We start from the raw sequence: 21,742 nt of genomic DNA, 5'->3' as shown, positions 1-21,742 counted from the left end.
GGACCTTGAAAAGTGTTTGGCAAAAAATAAGTAAGTGGTATGAGAAAAACGCAACGGTACTCAGGCTGTTATTTGTGCTGGCGATTTTAGTGTTTGTGATTCGTGAAATTGGTCGGATCACGCACGAAGTCAGTGCCGCGCAGATCAAGTCGAGTTTTGCGAGCCAGAGTCCCGTCAGTTTGATCATCATGCTGGTGGTGGGCTTCATTGCGGTCACGCCGATGCTGACGTATGATTTTACGATCACCGATCTGCTACCGGGCACCTATGAAAAGCGTTACGTGGTCCGCAGCGGGTGGGTCGTCAATACGTTTACGAATCTGGCAGGCTTTGGCGGCTTTCTTGGGGCGAGTTTACGGGCGATGTTTTACACCAAGAACGCTACAAAGGCTCAGGTGATGGCGGCCATTTCAAAAATTGCGCTCTTCTTATTATCCGGCCTGTCGTTTGGCTGCTGGATCTCACTAGCGCTGATCTTCGGCTTTCATATCGGGACGGATTACAGTCAGTACTGGTACTGGTTGCTAGGCGGGGCGCTGTACTTCCCGGTGATTTTCATCGTGACCCGGGTGAGCGGTGCCAGCTTCTTTGACGACCTCACCCTGAAACGTGAACTCCGTCTGATGGTGGGGTCAACGCTTGAATGGGGTGCCTGTGGCGGGTTCTTTCTCCTGATCGGTTACCTCATGGACCAGCAACACCTCCTTGCCGTCTATCCGATGTTCATCGTGGCATCCGTTTTCGGCGTTGTGTCCATGGTCCCTGGCGGCCTTGGGTCGTTTGATGTGTTCATGATCTTTGGCCTGGGCATGATGGGTATCAATTCCAGTGTGGCCGTGGTTTGGTTACTGTTTTATCGGCTGTTCTACTACGTGCTGCCATTTATCGTTGGGGCGATTTTCTTCGTTCACGACATGGGGCACCAGCTAAACGACTATTTTGATGGGCTGCTGAAACAGGCGATCACTCGCGGTGCCCAGATGTTTTTGACGGTTTTTATGTACTTTGCTGGCATCATGCTGCTGTTGTTTGCCGTGGTGCCCAACTTGATGCTGGGAAACCGGCTGTACCTGCACCTTGTGCCGTTTATGCTGATGTATTTAAACCAGTTGACCAGCATCGTGATCGGCTTCTTGCTGATCGGCCTGGCTCGCGGTGTGGGCGAACGGGTCAAACGCGCTTTTTGGCCAACCGTGATCGTGCTGGTCTTATCGATCATTAACACGTTATACCAGGAGAATTTTCCCGGTGAAGTGGCGCTCTTCTTAGGCATCGTTCTGGTCTGTTTGTGGTTATCCCGCGGCCAATTTTATCGCGAGCACCTTGCGTATTCGTGGGGCGGCAGCGTTGCCGATGGGGCAATCTTCGCGGGCACGTTTATCGTTTACGCGGTTGCGGGGCTCTTTACCATGAACGTCCTGCATCCGCACTTGAAACTATCCAAGCAAGTCTTGTTTCCCTCCCAAAGCGTTTGGATCTCCGGTCTGATCGGCATCCTGCTATCAGGTTTCATCCTGCTGGCGGTGACCCGCTATCTATCGGGGAAACAACTCCCCTTTATCGGTGAACCGTTGAACGCCGAGCGGATGCATGCGCTGATCGACCACTATGGTGGCAATGAGATCAGCCACCTTGCGTTTTTAAAGGACAAGGATGTTTACTACTACCAAGAAGATGACGAAGACCAGGTTGCCTTTCTCTTTCGAAAAAAGGCCAACAAACTCATTGTGATGGGCGAGCCGTTTGGCAACCAGGAGAAGGTCGGTGCTGCGTTGAACGCGTTTATGACGCTTGCGGACCAGTACGACTACTCGCTGGTCTTCTACCAAGTCAACGAAACTCTGACGATGCAGCTGCACAACATGGGCTTTGACTTTATCATGGCCGGTGAAGAAGGGTTTGTGGACCTGCCGGACTTTACGCTGGTGGGCAAGCGCCGCCGCGGTGAACGGGCACTCGTCAATAAGTTCGACCGTGAAGGCTACGAATTTAAAATCCTGCAGCCACCGTTTTCTGATGAGACAATGGCTGACTTGAAGGCCATTTCTGATGAATGGTTGGGCGACCAGGTGGAGAAGGGGTTCTCACTTGGGTTCTTTGATGCCTTCTACCTTCAGCAGGCGCCCATTGCGGTCATGGCAGATAAGGACGGCAAGCTGGTTGCGTTTGCGAACCTCATGCCAACGGGCGGACAGGAAACGACCTCCATCGATTTGATGCGCTCCAGCAAGGAAGCGCCGTCAGGTATTATGGATGGTCTCTTCGTTAAGTTGTTTGAGGAGTCACGTGAGGCGGGATATCACTACTTTAACCTTGGGATGACGTCACTTTCCAACGTTGGTGATTCGCGGTTCAGTTTCTTTGAGGAACGAGTGGCGCACCTGATTTACGAGTATGGGCAACGGTTGTACAGTTTTCAGGGGTTACGGTCATATAAGGAAAAGTACGTCGACCACTGGGAACCAAGTATATTGCCTATCGGAAACGCAGTTCAATCATCTTCACCATGCTCCAGATCTTCCAAGTCGTTAACCGCCGCATTCGAGAAACTGAACGGCGGGTGCCGATGTTTTTACCTCGGATATTTAGAAGGTAGCAGAGGAAGACGGTTTGTGGTAGAGGCCGTTGCATTGCGCAATTTGGCACTCCACCGAGAGTGGCTCGCGATGAAGCTAATTCGACTGTCGCTGTGCGCCATTCGAATGGATCTCCATCGTCTCGCATGTCACTAAATGGCCAAAAAACGGCCATCAAGTGACATCGACACCACGGTTCCGTGCCAAATCGCTCCATTCCACTGATAATGAGATTACTTCTTACCGTTGGATAAACATCTCAATAGTATTAACCCTAGTTCGAAGAGAATCCGCCCTCGACCGCAAGTAAGTCTCTCGACAGTAATGCTTTAAATCACTTGCTGTTGATATCAATGATTAACTGACAGGTTTGAAACAAGTGTGAAAGTTAACCATCAATATTAACAATTACAGTGATAGTAGCGAAGTGGACCGTTCGGCATTGCAGGCTGTGGTGTCGGTGTTACTAGGCGAGGGTTCTTTCCTCGCCTAGTAACACGGGAGACGTAGGAGATCCTTGAATTTCTGCCAAGACATTCAATAGCTCCGAAGCGACCCCACTTCAGCCTGCAGGGCCGAACGGTGGAACGAAGCGGACTGATAGCTCACTTAACAGCACTAACCAACTAAACAAAAATGAAAAAGCGCCATCCCAAATTCGGGATGACGCTTTTCGTTCATAACGTAATCAGCATGTCTAAAAATGTGCTGAATGAATATCAATAATAACTAATAATATTCACTATATTCTATGTATTAAGCGTTCCTTAATTTCGATAAAGACTTGGTAACGATTCCTAACAAACTGACAAGAGTTTAAATCTTGGGTTAAGTAAATCCTGACAATGCGGGATTCACTTGCCATTATTTATTTTACAGGCATAATGAGCCTATCAAATATGACAGCAATGTAACAGAACAGCCAGACTGTTACAGAATGCATATTATTTTATTGATCGGAATGGGGTTGATCGAATGAAACATCGTCAGGGACTCATCAACGTCTGCCTAGTGATCGTGGCGTTGGAAGTCGGCGGCGGGCTCGGTTATTGGGGCACGCGCGTACATGATGATCAGATATTAACGCGTCACAGAACGCTGTATTCGAATGCGGAAAGATCGCAGGAAACAGCCAAAAGACAGGCAGCTGCCGCTAAGCAGCAGACCGCTTCGCCAACCACACGCTATGTGACTAAGGTGTTGGCGAAGCACCATTTTGTTGGGTCGGCATTGGTTGTTAAGAACGACCATATCGTTTATCGCAAGGCGTTTGGCTATGCGGACCAGAGCCGGCTAGAAAAGAATACGGTGAATTCACAGTACCAGATCTTGTCGATTCAAAAATCACTCACTGCAACGCTATTTATGACCTTAGTCGATGCGCACAAGGTGTCTTTGAACACGCGGTTATCACGGTTTTATCCGACAATTAAGGGGGCTAAGCAGATCCGAATGCGTAATCTATTAGATATGACGTCGGGATTGACGCTCAACGGTGTTGGCTCACCCAAGAAATTGTCGGAAAAACAGGTCGTGCGCTACGATGTGAAACAGTTGAGATCGACACCAAAAAACCGCGGCAAGTGGGCCTATCAACCCGTGAACTTTGTCTTGCTGTCGGGCATCATGATGCGCTTGACGCATGCGTCCTATGCGACCTTGTTTAACCGCACGTTGACCAAGCCGCTGCAGTTAAAACACACCGGTTTTGTCCAGAATTGGAACCGCAGTCCGTTTAAAACGACGGGGTACCGGTATCACTCGACGAAACAGATCGCGCCAGACTACAACAAGGTCTACCAAGAAACCGGTGCTTCAATGGCAAATGAATTGGGTACTGGTCAGGTCTACATGACTGCTTGGGACTTGTTTAAGGTCGAACACAAGATTCTTCGCGGTGACGTGATTCCCGTTCGCGCGGTGCGTGAGCTCCACCAGGCTGGCAGTGCGTCAACGTACGGTGGTGGTGTTTATAACCAGGCTAACGGGATCCGCCTGCATGGTGTGGGTTATGGGTTCGAATCATCGGCGCTGCTGACGCGCAACGGCAAATCCGGTGTCATCCTATTGACGAATGACCGGCGTCCGGCTGCGTCGATTCAACCGGCGGCCACAAAACTGTTTGATGACCTCACGAAAGGCAAGCTATAAGGGGGCGACGAGGTGCGACATTGGTTTCAGCAACCGGTTGTGAGATTCATTGCCACGACCGTGTTCTACCTCGCCATTATGATCGTGCTGCTTTACCTATACGGGTATAGTGGCATGAATCAGGCGAAGTTTATTTACAACGATTTTTAAAGGCAGCCAGGGGTTGGGGCTGTCGGTGGAGGACAGGTTATGATGAAGGATTTAATCGCAACAATTGATTCGTACGCTAAGACGGATCCAGAAAGAATTGCCTATCACTTAGCGGATGAACAGTACACCTATGCGGAAGTGAAACAACGCTCGGATGCGCTGGCTTCCTACGTTGATCAGCTAGACTTATCAGCTGGTCAGCCAATTATGGTGTTTGGTGGTAAACAAGTTGAAATGATCGTGAGCTTCTTGGCCGCTGTGAAGTCGGGGCACCCGTACATTCCGGTTGATGTGAACTCGCCGGAGTACCGGTTGACGATGATCGCAAAGATTGCTCAGCCAGGAGTGGTGGTTGCTGTTTCGCCACTGCCGGTGACGCTGGGCATCAAGACGATTACGTTAGCGGATCTGACACAGATAACAGCGACTCCCGTGACCTATGAGGTGACCCACAGCGTGCAGGATGACGCCACGTTTTATATCATCTTCACTTCCGGCACGACCGGCGTCCCCAAGGGCGTGACGATCAGTGCCAACAATCTGACAAGCTTTGTCAGGTGGATGCTGGGGCCGGACTTTGCGTTGCCAACTGATCTGCAGATGTTGCAGCAACCGGCCTTCTCATTTGATCTATCCGTGATGAGTCTGTATCCGACGCTCTATTCAGGCGGGACACTGCACGTTTTGGATAAAGAGATGACTGACAACTTTCCAGTATTATTTAAACTGTTACCGACGTTGCCCATGAATACGTGGGTTTCAACACCGTCATTTATTGATATTTGCTTGATGGATCCCACGTTTAATGCCAGCCATTTTTCCCTGACGCGTTTTCTGTTCTGCGGGGAAGAACTCACGCACAAAACAGCGGCGACCCTTAAGCAGCGTTTCCCGCAGGCACGACTCTTTAACACTTACGGCCCAACGGAAGCAACGGTTGCGATGACGCAGATTGAAATCACGGATGATATTTTAGCGACTAACGACCGCTTACCAATTGGCCGCGTCAAGCCCGGTATGGAAGCGCGAATCGTTGATGAGGCGGGTGATGCCGTGCCAACCGGCAAAAGCGGCGAACTCATCATTTACGGGAATAGCGTCGCAAAGGGGTATTTGAATAACCCGGAGCGGACGATGAAGGCGTTCTTTACCTTTGAAGGGCGCCAAGCTTACCGAACTGGTGATGTGGCTAGTCTAGATGACGAAGGTGTTCTTCATTATCTTGGCCGCAGTGATTTTCAGATTAAATTAAACGGGTTTCGCATCGAACTTGAAGACGTATCGCTGCTTGTCAGCCAGGAGGACCACGTCAAACAGGCGGTGGTCGTCCCTAAGTATAATGCGCAACACAAGGTCGCCATGCTAATAGCATATGTCGTACCGAATGAAGCGCCGGTTGAAAATCGACTGGCGCTGACCACCGCCATTAAAAAGGGACTTGCAGCCACGATGATGGCGTACATGATCCCGCAACGTTTCGTTTATAAGGAACGGCTACCGCTCAGCAGTAACGGTAAGATCGACGTCAAAACGGTCATGGCCGAGGTCAATGCCTAAATGAAGTGGTACATTCCGTACGGTAATCCGACCTACTTCATCTGGTTGGCCGTGGCGCTGTTGCCGTTAATGATCGGCCTGCTGCACGGCAAACGCATGAAGTGGTATCAAACGCTGATCTCCCTCTTTTTCTTACTGCTGACCTTTGGGGGACCAAGCTGGCGAACGGGGATTGCGCTCATCATCTATTTCGTCTATCAACTGATTTTAGTCGGCAGTTATTCCCACTACCGACAACGTGACGGTTCGTCAAACAAGGGCTGGGTCTTTGTTTTAGCGGTGATTCTTGCCATCATTCCGTTAGTGATCGTTAAAATTACGCCGGCAGTTGAGGCGGGAAAACAATCCATCATCGGGTTTCTTGGCATCTCCTACATCACCTTCAAAGTGGTGCAGACCATCATGGAAACGCGAGACGGGATGATCAAAGAATTCCACCCAGTCTTGTTTAGTCAATTTCTGTTATTTTTCCCAACCATCTCGTCGGGGCCAATCGACCGGTATCGCCGGTTTGAAACTGATTATAACAGTGTGCCGGAGCGTGACACGTACCTCGATATGATTCAAACTGGGGTGCGCTACATTTTCATGGGATTTCTGTACAAATTCATTTTGGCATACTTCTTTGGGACGGTGTTGCTGCCGAAGGTCGAATTTATGGCCCTCATGGCACACGGGATATCCTGGTCGCTACTGGGTGTGATGTACACCTACAGCATGGATCTGTTCTTTGACTTTGCCGGTTACAGTTTGTTTGCGGTGGGTGTCAGTTACCTTATGGGCATCAAGTCGCCAATGAACTTTAACCAGCCATTTAAGTCCCAAAACATCAAGGATTTCTGGAACCGCTGGCACATGTCGCTGTCCTTTTGGTTCCGCGATTACATTTACATGCGGCTAGTGTTCTTCTTAATGAAGCACAAAGTCTTCAAGAGCACCATCACCACCGCGAATGTCTGTTACATCATCAACATGCTGATCATGGGCTTCTGGCATGGCGAGACCTGGTACTACATTGCCTATGGTTTATTCCAGGGTGTCGCCATCGTCATCAATGACACCTGGCTGCGGTACAAGAAAAAGCACCAGGACAAGATTCCGTCCAACCGCTTCACGAAGCTCTTTGCGACCTTCTTGACGTTCAACGTGGTTTGCTTTAGCTTTTTGATCTTTTCTGGGTTTTTGAACACGCTGTTCTTTGTGCCGCGGAAGTTCTAGTCTGTGTAAGTCCGTTGCACTCCGCAATTTGGCACTCCGTGTGGTGGCTCGCGATGAAGCTAATTCGATTTCTGCTGCGCAGCTCTCGAATGGATCTCCATCGTCTCGCATGGCACTAAATGGCCGAAAACCTCGCCCATTAAGTGCCATCGACACCACAGCTCCGTGCCAAATTGCTGCGTTCCACTCATTGTGAGCATGAAGCTAACAGTAGTTAAATATCAAACGACAGTTAAAGATTATTCGAAGAGAATCCGCCCTCGACTGCTTAAAACACATTGATAGCAATGCTTTAAACGTTCGTGGCTCAAATTGAAAGTAACATTTAATTGTCGATTTACAAGGTAGCATCATGATGTTTCATCTGTCCTAGTCGTCTGCAACATCAACAGTAGCGGAGTGGAGCCGGTCGGCATTGCAGGCAGTAGTGTCGGTGTTTGTTGGCGAGGGTCTTTTCCTCGCCTACAAACACGGGAGACGGAGGAGATCCTTGAATTTCTTGTTTACATGGTGGAAACGTGTTCCGCAAGCCAACTCCCTACTGTGTAAGACGACTATGCCAGAAATTCAAAACCGGAATTTCCGGTTAGTCGCCTTACACTCCGGGAGTTAACCGGCTTGCTCCACACTCTGACTACAGCCTGCAGGGCCGAGCGGCGCAACGCAGCGGTAATAGTAAAGCGATTAAGCATTACAGTACCATCATTGCCTTAAACATAACTAAAAAATTGGGAGTTGAAGAGTATGGATAACGTAAAGGAAACAGTATTGCAAATTTTAAATGATTTGACAGGGGAGGATTTTTCGAACCAGTTGGAGACGAATCTTTTTGATGAGGCGTTGATCGATTCAATGGGAACCGTGCAGTTGCTGTTGGCGCTGCAGGATCAATTAGGCGTGGATGCACCGGTGTCTGAATTTAACCGCTCCGAATGGGACACTCCAGCTAAAATTATTGCGAAGGCTGAAGCGGCTCAATGAGCGTTAAAAAACGCTTGTTTCTCATTTTTGGGCCAGTGATCACGGCGGTCATTTTGTTATTTGCCATCTTTCTATCTCCATTTTGGCTTAAGGATGACCACGTCAGTTCGCGTGTGGATCGTAGCGCGGCCACCGCCATTTCACCCATGGTACTGAAGGGACGTTTGATCAAGAGCAGTGCGCTTGCCCACGGTTACGTTGCTTTTATGGGGTCGTCGGAATGGTCACGCTTTGATCCATTTCACCCGTCTGTCTTGGCGCAAAAATATCATCGGTCTTACCGGCCGTTCCTCATGGGAGCGCGAGGAACACAGTCGTTGACCCAGTTCTTTAACCTGCAGTCGATCAATCAGCAGGTTAAGGGCAAAAAAGTTGTCTTTTTCGTGTCACCCCAGTGGTTTGTGAAGCCGGGGGAAGATCCAAACGCGTTTTCGTTCTACTACTCACCCTTGCAGACCACCAGTTGGCTGCAGCGTGAAACGGGTTCGCGGATGGACCGTTATGCGGCAACTCGGTTGCTGGACATGCCTTCTGGGCGGTCTGACAAGATCATCGCTGCCGCGTTGACGAGAATTGCGGCTGGTAAACGACCGACTGCGATGCAGATGGTCTACATTAAGTATCGCAATCGGCTGTTGTTAAATGAAGATGAGGTCTTCTCGCAATTTCAAGCGGATACGTATGATGGCACTCATAATGAACGTCTGATTGCCAAGGATGCGCGGCAGTTGCCAAGTGTCTATAACTATCAAAAGCTTGATCAGTTAGCAGGAAGATCGGTCAGTCGCAGACGAATAACAATCCGTTTCATATCAGTAACCAATTCTGGAATCAAAAGTTGAAGCGGCATGTCAAGGGCCTGCGTGGGTTCCAGAAGCATTTGAGTTATTTGAAATCGCCAGAGTACAGCGATTTTCAGTTAGTCCTCAACCAGTTTGCGAAGGACCACACCAAGGTGCTCTTCATTATTCCGCCGATCAACAGCCGCTGGCAAAACTACACCGGCTTGTCGGAGCCGATGCTGCAGCAGTTTGACCGAAAAATTACGTATCAATTGCGGTCACAGGGGTTCACCCACATTGACGACCTCACGAATGACAGTCACGTGCCGTATCTCATGACGGATACGATTCATCCTGGCTGGCGCGGGTGGTTGAAAATGGACCGGGCAATCGATCCCTTCTTGACAAAATCGGTATCGCAACCGCACTACCATATTAACCCGCAATTTTACAGCAAACACTGGCAACAGGATGCTGATCCAAAAATTGCAGCGAGAAGGTGACAACAATTAATGAAAGACAGTCTCACAGGTGGAAGGCACCGCTGCTTTTTTTAGGTGGTGTGTTACTGGCCGGCGCGTTTGGCGTGTATCACGTCTACGATATGAAAGCCAGCAACGTCTATAACAAGGTCACTTCCACGAGTAATCGCCACTATGACGCGCAGGTGGTGAACCAAGTGGGGAAGGGCGGCTACGCACTCTATACTGCCGGTCCCTACTACACTAGCAAGTCTACCCAGACGCGTGACGCGAATGGCAGTTTGTACAAGAACGACTATGTGCGGGTCATGCAAACGAAAACGACTAAGACTGGGACTTACGTCAAATTGCGGTATTACAGCAAAACGCTTGGCTGGATGAACGTCCATGGCATCAAGGCGGTCAGTTTCTCACAGGTCGCTAAGGGCACTATGACGCAGTACGGCTTCGTTGGGTCGGCAGCGTTAATTTCCGCGGGGGAGAAGACGCCGACCGTTGTGAACACGGGGTATGCCAACAAGGCCAAGGGACTTGCGAACAGCAGTACTGGTAACGTGCTGTACCCGCTGGCATCGCTGCAAAAAGCGATGACGGGGGCCATCATCCAGCAGCTGATCAGTGCTGGAAAATTGTCGGCGAACACGCCGTTGTCCAAGTACTATCCGCAGGTCAAAAACAGTAACCACATCACGATCAAACAGATGCTGTCGATGACTTCGGGTATCAGCGATGTTGAACAGCATCCAAAGACGGATCCGACCGAGTCACAGGCGATTGCGTTGGCCATCAAAACGTTGAAGGTCAGCAACTCGACCAGTTTTAACTACTCGGACGACAACTTGGTGTTGTTGGCTGGCATCATCTCTAAGGTGACTGGCCAGTCGTACAGCAGTAATGTGACGTCACGGATCTTAAAGCCGACCGGGATGACCCACACGTTTATCGTTAACCAAACGGTGCCGACCTTAACGGGTACCGTCGCCACTTCATACACGCTAAGCGGCAAGACCCAGTATACGAAACCGCAAATGATCAACTACCCAACAATCTCTGCGATTCCGGGCGCCGGTAATATTTTGACGACACCGACCGACTACATGGCCTTTATTCTAGGCCTACAGAACGGTAAAGTGCTCAGTCAGACCCAGTACCATCAGCTACTGAGTTATGGCAGCACCTACTCGGGCGGCTTCTACGTCACTCGAAGCGGGGTGAAGTTTAACAACGGGTCGTTTGATGGGTTTGGCTACCATACTGGTTACTAAGCCACGACAGGAAATTACCATTCAGCCGTTGTCTTTAGCAACCAGACACCAGTCAAAGATGGCGTGGCGCAAAAGGCCTTTGCTGATCAGTTGTATCAGGTGGCAACGTACTACTAAACTAAGGGGGAACTGGTAGATGTAAGGCTACCTCAACGGACCTCAGTTGCGATTCAAGATGAATCGGCAGCTGGGGTTTTTCGCATGTCTTCGGCGCCATGTGAGGCGGTACCCCGCCATTCAATTTAAATCACGAACCATCGCGTTTCTCCATGGGAGATAAAGCGACTAAAGCCGAAGTAGGACACGTGCCGCTCATTTTAAAACGATTTTATTTCAGCAATCATTTGAATATGTGATATACCAATAATAAATAAAAGGAACATTGTGAAGTTGTTCGAATTTATAACAGCTGTTCAAGGTTAGGATAACGGACAATTGTTGGATAACGTCACTTACGTAATGTAAGCATCTATTTTCTCATAAAATACAGGTAAAACGATATAAAACACGAATAATCCGCATGATAATGAATAAAAGGTGCATAATTTTTCGCTTAATTGTGATTAAATTAGTATGACTTCACATTTTTTGATTCCACGAAATCCCTTGCGGCCGTAGTATGTGAGAAAACGTTCGAACATGTTCATTTAAAATTGGCATAAGTAACAAATTCGAACTTTTTGTTTATTTTATTCATCTGCTGTGCTATACTAGAATCTGTACAAAGAAGCGGATATCCATCATCCGCTTGCTTGTGCACATGGGGCAGTTGCTGTAATTCCTGTTACGGTGATTGTTAACGGCTGGGTTCTAGATGACACCCGGCGTTAATCAAATCTTTGGAGGATTTGGACGGACCGTATGGGGATACGCGAAGTCGGCAGTATGTAAAATGGACTAGTATCAGATGTACGGAGCGGTAACGCTACGATGTGAACCACCACGGCTTAAGGTCAAACCGAAATGCAGTTGAAAGAGAACTACTGTCACTCGTGAATGCGCAATGGGGATTGTCATTTGACAGTGTGAGTGTTTCTTCATTAAGACCGTTTAACACTTATTCCGAAAGTAATATAGGGGCTCTTGGAATAACCATAGTTGTATACTGTAGGAAATTGGAATCAGTTGTTGCTGGTGCCAATTTTTTATTGTCTCATCGTAACAATCACGCTGATTAGCTGTTATAATGAAGATTGGCGCAAAATTGCGGTAGTACATAGTAACTGATAACTGAGGAGGACGACCATGGCCAGAAATAATATGCCTGATGTGATTTGGCAGCGAGGACGCGACATTGTCAAAAACGGAAAAGCGCAGATTGATTTCGTGGATAACGAACGCGAAGAGGTTGACGGGACCATTTTTGGGACGGATGCGTATGGTGTCACGTTGGCAAAGGATTCGGAAAACGACTTTTGCGAGTGTCCCTACTTTCCTGAACACGGGTATTGTAAGCACTTGGCCGCCCTCGAGATCCTCCTCCGTCAACAGCACCGCGATATCAATGGCCTGTTTGTGGATCTCGATATTGCGGATCAGTTACAAATTAAGAATCCAGAAAACAGTCTGTCAGTGGGGTTCAAGTTTGAATCCGAACTGGCGAAACATCCAAACGCTGCTGATGTCCTGTATCGTGACAAGGCGCGCTACAATGCGTTGCGCGCCACACCCGACCAGTGGGCAGACTACTTCAAGCAACACGACAACGACGAAGTTACGCCAGATACGCCGAAACAACGGGCAGCCAACGCCCAGCAACAGGCTATCGAGGACTACTTTAACGGGTTGAATCATCACGCTGACGACGTGCCAGAGCCGGATGATGACATCGACTACGCCAGCCTTTATGGCAGTGGCCTATACGATGATCAGCCGACCGAACCGTCACGGCAGATGAGCACTGCTGAGTCGTTTTTACTCGGGTTGAACATTCCCCAAAAGACGTACTTCAAACCGTTGACTACGACCGACGCAGATGACCGGTTAAAGCTTGAAGTCACACTGCTTGTCGGCAGTCTCGGCTGGGGCTGGGACAACTCTGAGGCGCGCTTCTTCATTCAACTGCGTGTGGGCAGCGACGGCAGCCGGTTCTACGTTATCAAGGACATTGAGTCGTTCTTGACCGCTTACCAGGAAGAAGCCATGTACCAAACTGGCGGCCGCAAGCAGTTTAACCTGACCCGCGACCACTTCCTTGAACCGGAAGCTCAATTGATGGACCACCTGGTGGCCTTATCTGGCACTGACAACGGAATTCCCTTAGAAGATAAGAAGAAACTCCTGCTGAATCCGGGTGTACTCACGCAGATCAAGGCTGACTTTGCGCAACTCCAGTACTTTGACTTTGAAATCGAGGAGTCGGGGCTCGAATATGATCATTTCAACCTCGAACCGTTTGACGCTAAACAGGGGCTGTTAGAGGCCACAGTGACCAAAGTTGGCAGTGGTTATGATCTGACCCTGACCGAGAATTTCAACATGATCGTCCCCAGCGAACAAGTGGTGATCAAACAAGACACGCTGTATCAAATGACGACCCAACAGGTATCACAGTTTAACCGGGTGACGGACAGTTATGCCCGCCGCGTGTCGCATTTACCGGCACCGAACCGGCACATTCACTTTGGCTTAGCTGAAGTGAACGACCTGATCGACTTTATTAATTTTATCAACGACATCGCGGTGGTGGACTTGCCGGATGCGTTGAAACGACAGAACATGGTTGTCCATTTTGACCTGAGCAATGACGCACAGGTGTTGAAACTCAAATTAGGATACGAATACGATGGGCAGCTGTACGACACTGATACAGTGAAGACACTGCCGGATAATCAGCGGAACATTGAACAGGAAAACCAGTCAGCCAGCTACCTGGAAGACCTAGGCTTTGTTTATGAAAACGGCGGCTGGGAGAAGGACTGCACGGATACGGAACGGCTTTACCAGTTCTTCGTTGCCGAGCTGCCGAACTTGCGCAGCAACGGGAAAGTGACGGTTTCTGACAGCCTCCAGAACCTCGTGCGCTCTGGCGATACGCTGACGCCTGACATTCAAGTCTCAGAAGGTGACGGGCTGTTGTCCGTGAACTTCTCATTTGCTGGCATTGACGATGACCAGGTTGACGACATGTTGGAACAGCTCGACGTCAACCGGCCGTATATTCAACGGCCGGATGGCACACTGGTCCTGCTGGACGATAAACTTCGGCGGGTCAGCGGTGCCCTGAAACGGATCCGCCGCGAAGGCAACATGCATCATGGGCAGGTTCAAGTCCACGCGGCGCAGGCCATGGCCGTGCAAGCTGCGTTAGGCCAGGATGCCCAGTTCAACCAGACGTTCAAACGCCTGACGAATGACCTGGCCCATCCAGAATCGTTTAACATTGCCCACGAAGCGCCGGTCAACGCCACACTGCGTCCTTATCAGACGATTGGCGTTAAGTGGCTTGAAATGCTGGACTCCCACGGGTTCGGCGGGATTCTTGCCGACGAAATGGGCCTTGGGAAAACGATTCAGATGATCACGTTATTAAATAATCATCTGAATCACAATCACATTGATCTGGTTGTTTCCCCAGCTTCCCTCATTTATAACTGGCTGGAAGAATTCAAAAAGTTCGCACCCAACATCCGCGCCGTGGTGGTCGACGGCTCCAAGGAAAACCGCCGTGAGATCATCGCGGATCAGGACGCAGATGTGCTGATCACCAGCTACAACAGCGCACGTCTGGATATTTCGATGTACCAGGAGTCAGACCTAGATTACCTCGTGTTGGATGAAGCCCAGTTCGTGAAGAACAGTGGCACCAAGACCAATCAGAGCCTGCGTAAACTCATGCCAAAGAACACCTTTGCGTTGTCCGGGACACCGATTGAAAACCGTGCTGAAGAGCTGTGGTCCATTTTCGCGCTGGTGATGCCTGGCTTGCTGCCAAATAAACGGGCGTTTAAGAAGTTGACGGCTGAAGAGATCGCCGTTCGGGTGAAACCTTTCATCCTGCGGCGGGAAAAGGCCGCCGTTTTGAAGGACTTGCCGCCAAAGGTCGAATCCAACTTGACCAACGAAATGACGGAAGCTCAAAAGACCGTTTACCTCGCTCAGCTCAAACAGATGCAGGTCAAGGTGCGCGGACTGTCGTCACAGGCGTTCGTCAAGAATAAGATTGAAATCCTGGCGGGGCTGACGCGTTTACGGCAGATCTGTGACACGCCAGCCTTGTACATGGACGACTACGAGGGCGAGTCCGGTAAGCTCGAACAGCTGAACGAACTCATCCGCCAAGCGGTCGATTCCGACCGGCACATCCTGATCTTCTCGCAGTTCACAACGATGCTGAGCATCATTGAGGATGAATTGAAGGACAGCGGCTTGCCAACCTATGTTTTGAAGGGCGATACCAAGCCCAAGGACCGGTTGGCGATGGTCGATGCCTTCAACCGCGGCGAGAATAACATCTTCCTGATCTCCCTGAAAGCAGGGGGAACCGGATTAAACCTGACGGGGGCCGACATGGTCATCCTGGTCGACCTCTGGTGGAACCCGGCGGTGGAGGACCAGGCAACCGCCCGTGCCCACCGAATCGGCCAGAAGAATACGGTCGAAGTCTATCGATTGATCACAAAGGGGACCATTGAGGAGCAGATCTATAAGCTGCAGGAAAAGAAGCGCAACTTTGTGGATCAGGTGCTGAGTGGGACACAGAATAAGGGATCGTTGACGGATGATGAGATTCGGTTGATTTTGGGAATTGAGTAGAGTAAGAGTGTGGAGCAAGGCGGGTTAGGGGCGGTGTGTAACGGACTCTGGTCGAAAAGTCCGGGCCTGACTTTTTGACCAGAGTCCGTTACACGTTAGCCCCGTGCCTTGCGGAACACGTTTCGGCTATGTGGACAAGAACCACGTCGCCAAACAATGCGATAGAAAAGTCCGGGCCTGACTTTTTGACCAGAGTCCGTTACACGTTAGTCTCGCCTTGCGGAACACGTTTCGGCTCCGTTGCCGAGAACCACATCGCCAAACAATGCGATAGAGAAGTCTGGGCCTGACTTTTTGACCAGAGTCCGTTACACGTTAGCCCTCAGCCTTGCGGAACACGTTTCGGCAATGTGGACGAGAACCACGTCGCTAATCCCAACAAAACAACTCAAAAAACAAAAAACTGAACAAACTCAAAAAAAAGCCTTAAAAATACTAATTTAAAGGCTTTTTATTTTACACGCTTCCCTAAAAAACTGAGCAAAATAAAAAATGTAATTTCATACGAATTAGGGCTGATTTTATGCATAAAATAAAGTGGAACTTTATTCACAAACTAACTAATTTTTCACAGTTATGATACCTTTAACAGTAAACATATTTCCTAATTTAATAATAATGAGAAAGCTGGTATACCGTTGTTTACACCAATGTTACACATTTGTGAACACCATCTTACAGAACAAAATAAAAATGCATTTATGTTTGTGAAACTTACTACTCATGATACTATATAGTTAGAGGGCAGGGGAAGGCCCTATCACGAATTAGGGGGAGTAAAAATGAATAAGTGGGGAGCCGTGACCATGGTTGGTCTACTACTGGGAGGAGTAGGCATAACTGCAGTCAACCCGCAGCAGGCAACTGCTGCAAAAACAATTACGACGCAAGCTGCGTTGAATTCGGCTATCAAGAAGGGGACTGATTTGAAGCCGTCCGCAACGATATTGTCACAACCAGCCAGTTTTTATACCCGATACAAGTCGTCGTTGACCAAGAACTTTAACATGAGTAAGAAGATCACGACGTTCCATAATCATAAGACGTACGTTTACGTCAAGAGTCCGTCGCTGAAGACCTATACGACCAAAGCCATGGCCACCTGGAACAAGGTCCTGGGTCGAAAAGTCTTCGTTGCTGGAACAGCAAGCAAGCATGATCTTGTGGTGACCACGAAAAACGCTGGCACCGCCTGGGATGGGATGAACAACGGTAAGACGTTGACCATAAATAGTAATCGTTTAAATGACGCCAACTATCTGAAAAACCTTGGGAACTCAGCTAAGACGCGTTCCCTGACTACCCAGTATAAGAACTCCTTGTCCAAGTACAGCAAGTTGACGAACAACAAGGCCCGTGTCGCTTACTATAGTACAGTTGTGAAGAACTATAACGCATTGTTAGCAGCCAAAAAGTCAGCCGCACCAACTAAGACTAACTATTGGTCCGCCATCATGGTTCATGAATTGGGCCATTCGTTAGGCTTGAACCATACGCCATACTTAACTGACATTATGTACGCGGAAAAGAGTAACAACGGTTTAACTTCTGCGGTGAATGGTAAGTATGCCTGGTCAAGTGCCAAGGACCCGAAATCAACCCGTTTGATGAAGCCGGCAGTTTCAAGCAGAGATGTGAGTCGTGCTAAGTTGGGGATGAAGTTGGGATTTTGGTAGGAGCAGAGCGCGGAACAAGGCGGTTAAGGGGCGGAGCGCGTTTAGACTCGAGGACAGAGCGTGGAAGAAAACGGTAGGAAGCGGAGTGTAAGTTTACTCTGGTAGAAATGCCCGAATTTGGCATTTTTGCCAGAGTAGACTTACATGTAGCTTTCTGTTTTCTGAAACGCGTTTCGGCACTGCTGACTAGAAAGATTAAATGATATAGCCGGGGAAGACGATTGAAAGCAGTCGGATTCAGAGCCTTTGCGGATATAGAACCACTTCATTAAGCATCCGGATTCTTGACTTCACTTTATTCAACACATGCTGTATACACAAACCAAATCCAGTGTCAAAAAGCTTAAACATTTTCCGCTTTATGTTTCACGCCTTAAATGATACGATAATGCTCGAAACAGTGGTTTGGCGCTTTTTATTTACATTGCCGAAACGTGTTCCGCAAGCCAGAGGCTACTGCCTAAGCCAACTCTGACGAAAATGCCAGGTTCAGGCATTTCCGTCAGAGTTGGCTTAGGCTCCGCCCTCTACCCGGCTTGCTCCACACTCTTGCACCACTGTGGTAAAATAGCGATAACACCTACAAAATTTAGAATCTAAAATCAACAAGGCATTAGGGGGCTTATGCACATGCGTAAATTTGGGCTATTAGCGGTGGCAGCGATGACACTTGGGTTGACGGCGACAGCAGTCTTACCAAGCACTGAAACGACCAACGCACAAGCATCGTCGATCAAGGTTGTTTGGCGAAAGGCAATGGGGTCGCACACGTATCAGATCAACACAAGTAAGGCAAAGAACGCCTACGCGTTTTCGAGCTCGTTTAAGCATGTGTTTAAGCTGAGCAACTACGGCGGCACCGTGTTCTACACGAAACAACACGAGAAGATCAAAGTTAACGGTAAGTATAGTTACTACTATTATGTGCAGTCGGCCGACAAGAAAAAGGCGGGCTGGATCAACCGAACTTATTTGAATTCGGTTAAGATCATGTCGTCGAGTGCGTTAAGTACCGCAATTAAAAACGGCACTGACCTTGACCCATCTTCAACAATTTTGAGTCAAAATAGTGCTTTCTACAACGCCTATAAGTCAACACTGGAAAAGAACTTCAACCTGATGTCGACGAGCCTGACCCACTTTAGCAGCAAGGGACAGGCACGCGTTTACGTTGAATCCAGTGCGATGAAGACCTACGCGCAAAATGCCATGAACACTTGGAACAAAGCCCTTGGCAAGCAAGTGTTTGTTGCCGGGACAGCGAAGAGTCACGACATTGTGATGGCAACGAAGACCTCTGGCGAATGGGACGGTCTGTATGATGGCGCCCACATTTACCTCAGCACGAACTATCTGAACGATCCAAGCTACATGCAGAGTGTTGCGGATACGCCAGAAATTCGGAGCTTGTATGACCAATACGAAACGGTGAAGTCGGAATACAAGGCTGAAACGAATGCAACCAAGAAACAGGAGTACTACAACGAAGGGACAAAACTCTATAACGCCTTGATTGCAGCCCAGAAAAAGGCTGCACCGTCAGCAACGGACTACTGGAGTGGCGTCCTGACCCACGAACTGGGCCACGCCCTGGGCTTGGATCACACGCCATACCTGACTGATATCATGTATGCAGAAACAAGCGACGATGGCTTCAGCAGCGCAGTGGACGGCAAGTATGCATGGAACGGCCCAAAGGACCCGAACGACAATCGACTAGAATCAGCATCCTTGTCACAAAGAGATGTGGATCGGGCTAAGTTGGCGGGGAAGGTGGGATTGTGGTAGAGTGTGGGGCAAGGCGGTTAAGGGGCAGAATGTAACGGACTCTGGCAGAAAATCCCGGTTCTGGATTTTTTGTCAGAGTCCGTTACATGGCCGCCCCTTGCCTTGCGGAACACGTTTCGGCAATGTAAAATAACCCCACGTCGCCAATACCACTTAAAAATAAAAACCAATAAACCAAAAAAGCAGAATCCCCACGGATCCTGCTTTTTTAATACCCAAAAACCCAAAACATAGCCTATAATAAACCTTAAGAAAAGGTTAAGGGGCGTGACCACCATGCAAAAACCGAAAAAACGCAACTGGCTCATATTAGCACTAGCAGCATTAACCCTCGTCATCACAACGTTTGGCGCAACACCAAAAGCACAAGCAGCAACCTCATACTACCAAGTAGCCAACTTAAAAAAGGTAGACTACTACACTAAAGTCGGTGCCAACACCACCCACAACTATGGCATCTACACCTCAGGCGGCTACAAAACCTCAGCCGCCAACGTCACCGCAATCGCGCATGGTCGGGATTACGCCGGTAAGTATTCACGTCACTCGAACGGAAACAACGGCGCAGGGGACGTGGGTCCGGTTCCTGTACAACCACAAACAAGTGGGGTGGATGGGTGTTAACGGCACTGACAAGACGTACTATCGAGCCATGGCACCGCTGATTGGTCAGCGCCCGGAATTACCGACAGGGTGCGAAATCACTGCCACGACAATGATGCTGCAGTTTGCTGGCGCGAACGTCACCAAGTTGAGTTTGGCCAAGGAAATGCCGCGCAGCAGCGACCCGAATAAGGCTTCGTTGGCAGTCCATACTCGACATCCGGTTGGTACATTCACCCCGGCGGCTGATGGCACTGGTGAAGAAGCACGCTGGATCAGCCATCAATATGACCGGGGACAGCCTGACAAAAGTTAAAGCCCAGGTCCGCAAGAACCACCTGGTCGTTTTATGGGTTGCGAACCTGGACGGGTTCAGTAACCACGCTGTTTGTGTGACCGGGTATTCGAGCACGCGGATCTACTACAACGACCCGTGGCTGGTGAAGCGGACGAGTATGACGAACGCCAACATGACGAGTCATCGGAAGGGCGATGCTTATCGGGCACTGAGCTACTAAATTTAGGGGGCTTCATTGTGAAGAAAAAAAGCGTGCTTGTTGCGATACTTGCGGCTAGTATGGGATTCATGGCGGCAATTGAAGTGCACGCCAGCACCTATCTGACAACGGCGCCGAAAATCGTGAAAATTGTCAGGACGACCGACACCTATACGGATGAGGCACGAACACATCGCGCAAAAGTGCTGCATGCGGGGGATTTTGCACATATCGCCACGGAGATAACGCTGAGCGGGAAAGCGCCCTTGCTTGAAACGACATCGAAGACCTACCTCACCGCAAACACTGCATATGTTGTTAAGTCAAACGGTTATCAGAATCCTAAGAAGTATTATCAGGTTTAGTATCAACAAATCAAACCTTATGGGACTGTCGGTTACACGGTCAAACGCAACTACGAGGGCATAAAAACGTGGACCATCATGCGAAAAATGCACACGTATGCGGGTTATGATAAATATAATCAGGCGACGTATACTGCGGTGAAGGCATTTCAAAGGAAGCATGGGTTGCCGGTGACAGGAAACGTCAATGAGGCCACTTGGGTGAAAATGGGCTTTTCTAAATCATCGTGGACCAGTATTGACGATTACGTTGCACCGCTGGCCGCTCAGGCGTGGAATGGTCGTTCCGCCCATATTACAGCCATGATTAACCAGGTTTATCGCTATCTGGGCAACCCCTATCTCGTTGGCTCATCGTCTAGTCCCAAGTATGGCACGGATTGTTCGGGTCTTGTGATGCAGGCATTGTACGCAGGCGGAATCGATCCGCTACCCGTCAGTGCGATTCATCACGCCTATCCGGGCAATGAGTGGAATAGTCGGAATCTGTTTGCTGCTAAAAAGCTAAAATCGGTGTCCTATGCCCATCGGCAACGGGGCGATCTGATCTTCTATTATCAGCCAGGAACGCACACGGTCTGGCACGTGGCACTATACCTCGGACATAATCAGGTCATTGAAAGCTGGCCGCCGAAAACGATGATTCGGCCCGTTAAAGATTCACAAAGATCGATTATCGCTGGTGTGAAGCGGCCGTTTGTGTAGCAACAATAAAATGAGAATTGTGAAGCGCGTACATAGTATGTATGCGCTTTTTTCGGTGCGCCCGGCATGGGCGCCAACTAGACGGTGAAAGTCCGTTGCGGGCCGTAGTAGTCGGAACCGCAAGTCAATGACAAGGGTGTCCATCGTGAGGTGGAATCTGAAGGAAGTCGGCGACAAAGTACCGCATTGAT

At 49.3% G+C, this 21,742-nt stretch carries 15 protein-coding genes and 1 pseudogene; all 16 read left to right on the top strand.

The annotated features are described in order from the left end of the window. Nucleotides 1-5: 5 nt before the first annotated feature. On the top strand, nt 6-2,732 hold the full coding sequence (gene mprF / locus JCM11969_RS09655; protein ID WP_439709740.1) for a bifunctional lysylphosphatidylglycerol flippase/synthetase MprF: 2,727 nt from the start codon (nt 6-8) through the stop codon (nt 2,730-2,732). An 819-nt stretch (nt 2,733-3,551) separates the two neighbouring features. Continuing rightward, nucleotides 3,552-4,727, top strand: coding sequence for a serine hydrolase domain-containing protein (locus JCM11969_RS09650; protein ID WP_054710841.1), 1,176 nt, complete (start codon nt 3,552-3,554; stop codon nt 4,725-4,727). Between the two features lie 12 nt (nt 4,728-4,739). After that, nucleotides 4,740-4,877: a teichoic acid D-Ala incorporation-associated protein DltX gene (locus JCM11969_RS09645; RefSeq protein ID WP_054710839.1), complete on the top strand. Its 138-nt coding sequence runs from the start codon at nt 4,740-4,742 to the stop codon at nt 4,875-4,877. Nucleotides 4,878-4,916: 39 nt separating this feature from the next. Next, entirely contained in the window at nt 4,917-6,434 is a 1,518-nt protein-coding gene (gene dltA, locus JCM11969_RS09640; RefSeq protein WP_054710837.1) for a D-alanine--poly(phosphoribitol) ligase subunit DltA, read from the top strand. Further along, a complete protein-coding gene (dltB, locus tag JCM11969_RS09635) occupies nt 6,435-7,652 on the top strand; it encodes a D-alanyl-lipoteichoic acid biosynthesis protein DltB (RefSeq protein WP_054710835.1) in 1,218 nt (405 codons plus the stop codon). It abuts the gene before it with no gap. Between the two features lie 744 nt (nt 7,653-8,396). Continuing rightward, complete coding sequence (gene dltC, locus JCM11969_RS09630) at nt 8,397-8,633, top strand: D-alanine--poly(phosphoribitol) ligase subunit DltC (protein WP_054710833.1); 237 nt, start codon at nt 8,397-8,399, stop codon at nt 8,631-8,633. Next, nucleotides 8,630-9,918, top strand: a pseudogene (dltD, locus tag JCM11969_RS09625) (D-alanyl-lipoteichoic acid biosynthesis protein DltD). The gene dltC and the pseudogene dltD overlap by 4 nt, the downstream one beginning before the upstream one ends. After that, the gene (locus tag JCM11969_RS09620; protein ID WP_225353224.1) at nt 9,915-11,162 is read left to right on the top strand and encodes a serine hydrolase domain-containing protein; all 1,248 of its coding nucleotides are present in this window, start codon (nt 9,915-9,917) and stop codon (nt 11,160-11,162) included. The pseudogene dltD and the gene JCM11969_RS09620 overlap by 4 nt, the downstream one beginning before the upstream one ends. A 1,245-nt stretch (nt 11,163-12,407) precedes the next feature. Further along, nucleotides 12,408-15,917, top strand: coding sequence for an SNF2-related protein (locus JCM11969_RS09615; RefSeq protein ID WP_054710832.1), 3,510 nt, complete (start codon nt 12,408-12,410; stop codon nt 15,915-15,917). 782 nt (nt 15,918-16,699) lie between these two features. Next, a complete protein-coding gene (locus tag JCM11969_RS09610) occupies nt 16,700-17,593 on the top strand; it encodes a matrixin family metalloprotease (protein ID WP_054710830.1) in 894 nt (297 codons plus the stop codon). A 630-nt stretch (nt 17,594-18,223) separates the two neighbouring features. After that, a complete protein-coding gene (locus JCM11969_RS09605; RefSeq protein ID WP_054710828.1) occupies nt 18,224-19,381 on the top strand; it encodes a matrixin family metalloprotease in 1,158 nt (385 codons plus the stop codon). Between the two features lie 276 nt (nt 19,382-19,657). Beyond that, nucleotides 19,658-20,005, top strand: coding sequence for a hypothetical protein (locus tag JCM11969_RS19020; RefSeq protein WP_225353223.1), 348 nt, complete (start codon nt 19,658-19,660; stop codon nt 20,003-20,005). Further along, entirely contained in the window at nt 19,893-20,300 is a 408-nt protein-coding gene (locus JCM11969_RS19015) for an SH3-like domain-containing protein (RefSeq protein WP_225353222.1), read from the top strand. The genes JCM11969_RS19020 and JCM11969_RS19015 overlap by 113 nt, the downstream gene beginning before the upstream one ends. Beyond that, nucleotides 20,272-20,502 carry a C39 family peptidase gene (locus tag JCM11969_RS19010; RefSeq protein WP_225353221.1) on the top strand — a complete coding sequence of 77 codons (231 nt, stop codon included), beginning with the start codon at nt 20,272-20,274 and terminating at the stop codon, nt 20,500-20,502. The genes JCM11969_RS19015 and JCM11969_RS19010 overlap by 29 nt, the downstream gene beginning before the upstream one ends. 17 nt (nt 20,503-20,519) lie before the next feature. Continuing rightward, entirely contained in the window at nt 20,520-20,846 is a 327-nt protein-coding gene (locus JCM11969_RS20730; protein ID WP_404814636.1) for a DUF5776 domain-containing protein, read from the top strand. A gap of 78 nt (nt 20,847-20,924) precedes the next feature. Then, nucleotides 20,925-21,551 carry a C40 family peptidase gene (locus JCM11969_RS20725; RefSeq protein ID WP_404814635.1) on the top strand — a complete coding sequence of 209 codons (627 nt, stop codon included), beginning with the start codon at nt 20,925-20,927 and terminating at the stop codon, nt 21,549-21,551. The last annotated feature ends 191 nt before the right edge of the window (nt 21,552-21,742 follow it).

Source organism: Secundilactobacillus paracollinoides DSM 15502 = JCM 11969 (assembly GCF_001311135.1).
Lineage (GTDB): Bacteria > Bacillota > Bacilli > Lactobacillales > Lactobacillaceae > Secundilactobacillus > Secundilactobacillus paracollinoides.
Note: the sequence above shows the minus strand (reverse complement) of the source record. Positions and strands in the feature narration are given on the sequence as shown.

Bases quoted from the DNA above. Each gene is read 5' to 3' on its own strand.
- JCM11969_RS09610 (WP_054710830.1), top strand. From the start codon at position 16,700: ATGAATAAGTGGGGAGCCGTGACCATGGTTGGTCTACTACTGGGAGGA.
- JCM11969_RS09650 (WP_054710841.1), top strand. From the start codon at position 3,552: ATGAAACATCGTCAGGGACTCATCAACGTCTGCCTAGTGATCGTGGCG.
- dltA (WP_054710837.1), top strand. From the start codon at position 4,917: ATGATGAAGGATTTAATCGCAACAATTGATTCGTACGCTAAGACGGAT.
- dltB (WP_054710835.1), top strand. From the start codon at position 6,435: ATGAAGTGGTACATTCCGTACGGTAATCCGACCTACTTCATCTGGTTG.
- JCM11969_RS09605 (WP_054710828.1), top strand. From the start codon at position 18,224: ATGCGTAAATTTGGGCTATTAGCGGTGGCAGCGATGACACTTGGGTTG.
- JCM11969_RS19020 (WP_225353223.1), top strand. From the start codon at position 19,658: ATGCAAAAACCGAAAAAACGCAACTGGCTCATATTAGCACTAGCAGCA.
- JCM11969_RS19010 (WP_225353221.1), top strand. From the start codon at position 20,272: ATGACCGGGGACAGCCTGACAAAAGTTAAAGCCCAGGTCCGCAAGAAC.
- JCM11969_RS20725 (WP_404814635.1), top strand. From the start codon at position 20,925: ATGCGAAAAATGCACACGTATGCGGGTTATGATAAATATAATCAGGCG.
- JCM11969_RS19015 (WP_225353222.1), top strand. From the start codon at position 19,893: ATGGTCGGGATTACGCCGGTAAGTATTCACGTCACTCGAACGGAAACA.
- JCM11969_RS09615 (WP_054710832.1), top strand. From the start codon at position 12,408: ATGGCCAGAAATAATATGCCTGATGTGATTTGGCAGCGAGGACGCGAC.
- dltC (WP_054710833.1), top strand. From the start codon at position 8,397: ATGGATAACGTAAAGGAAACAGTATTGCAAATTTTAAATGATTTGACA.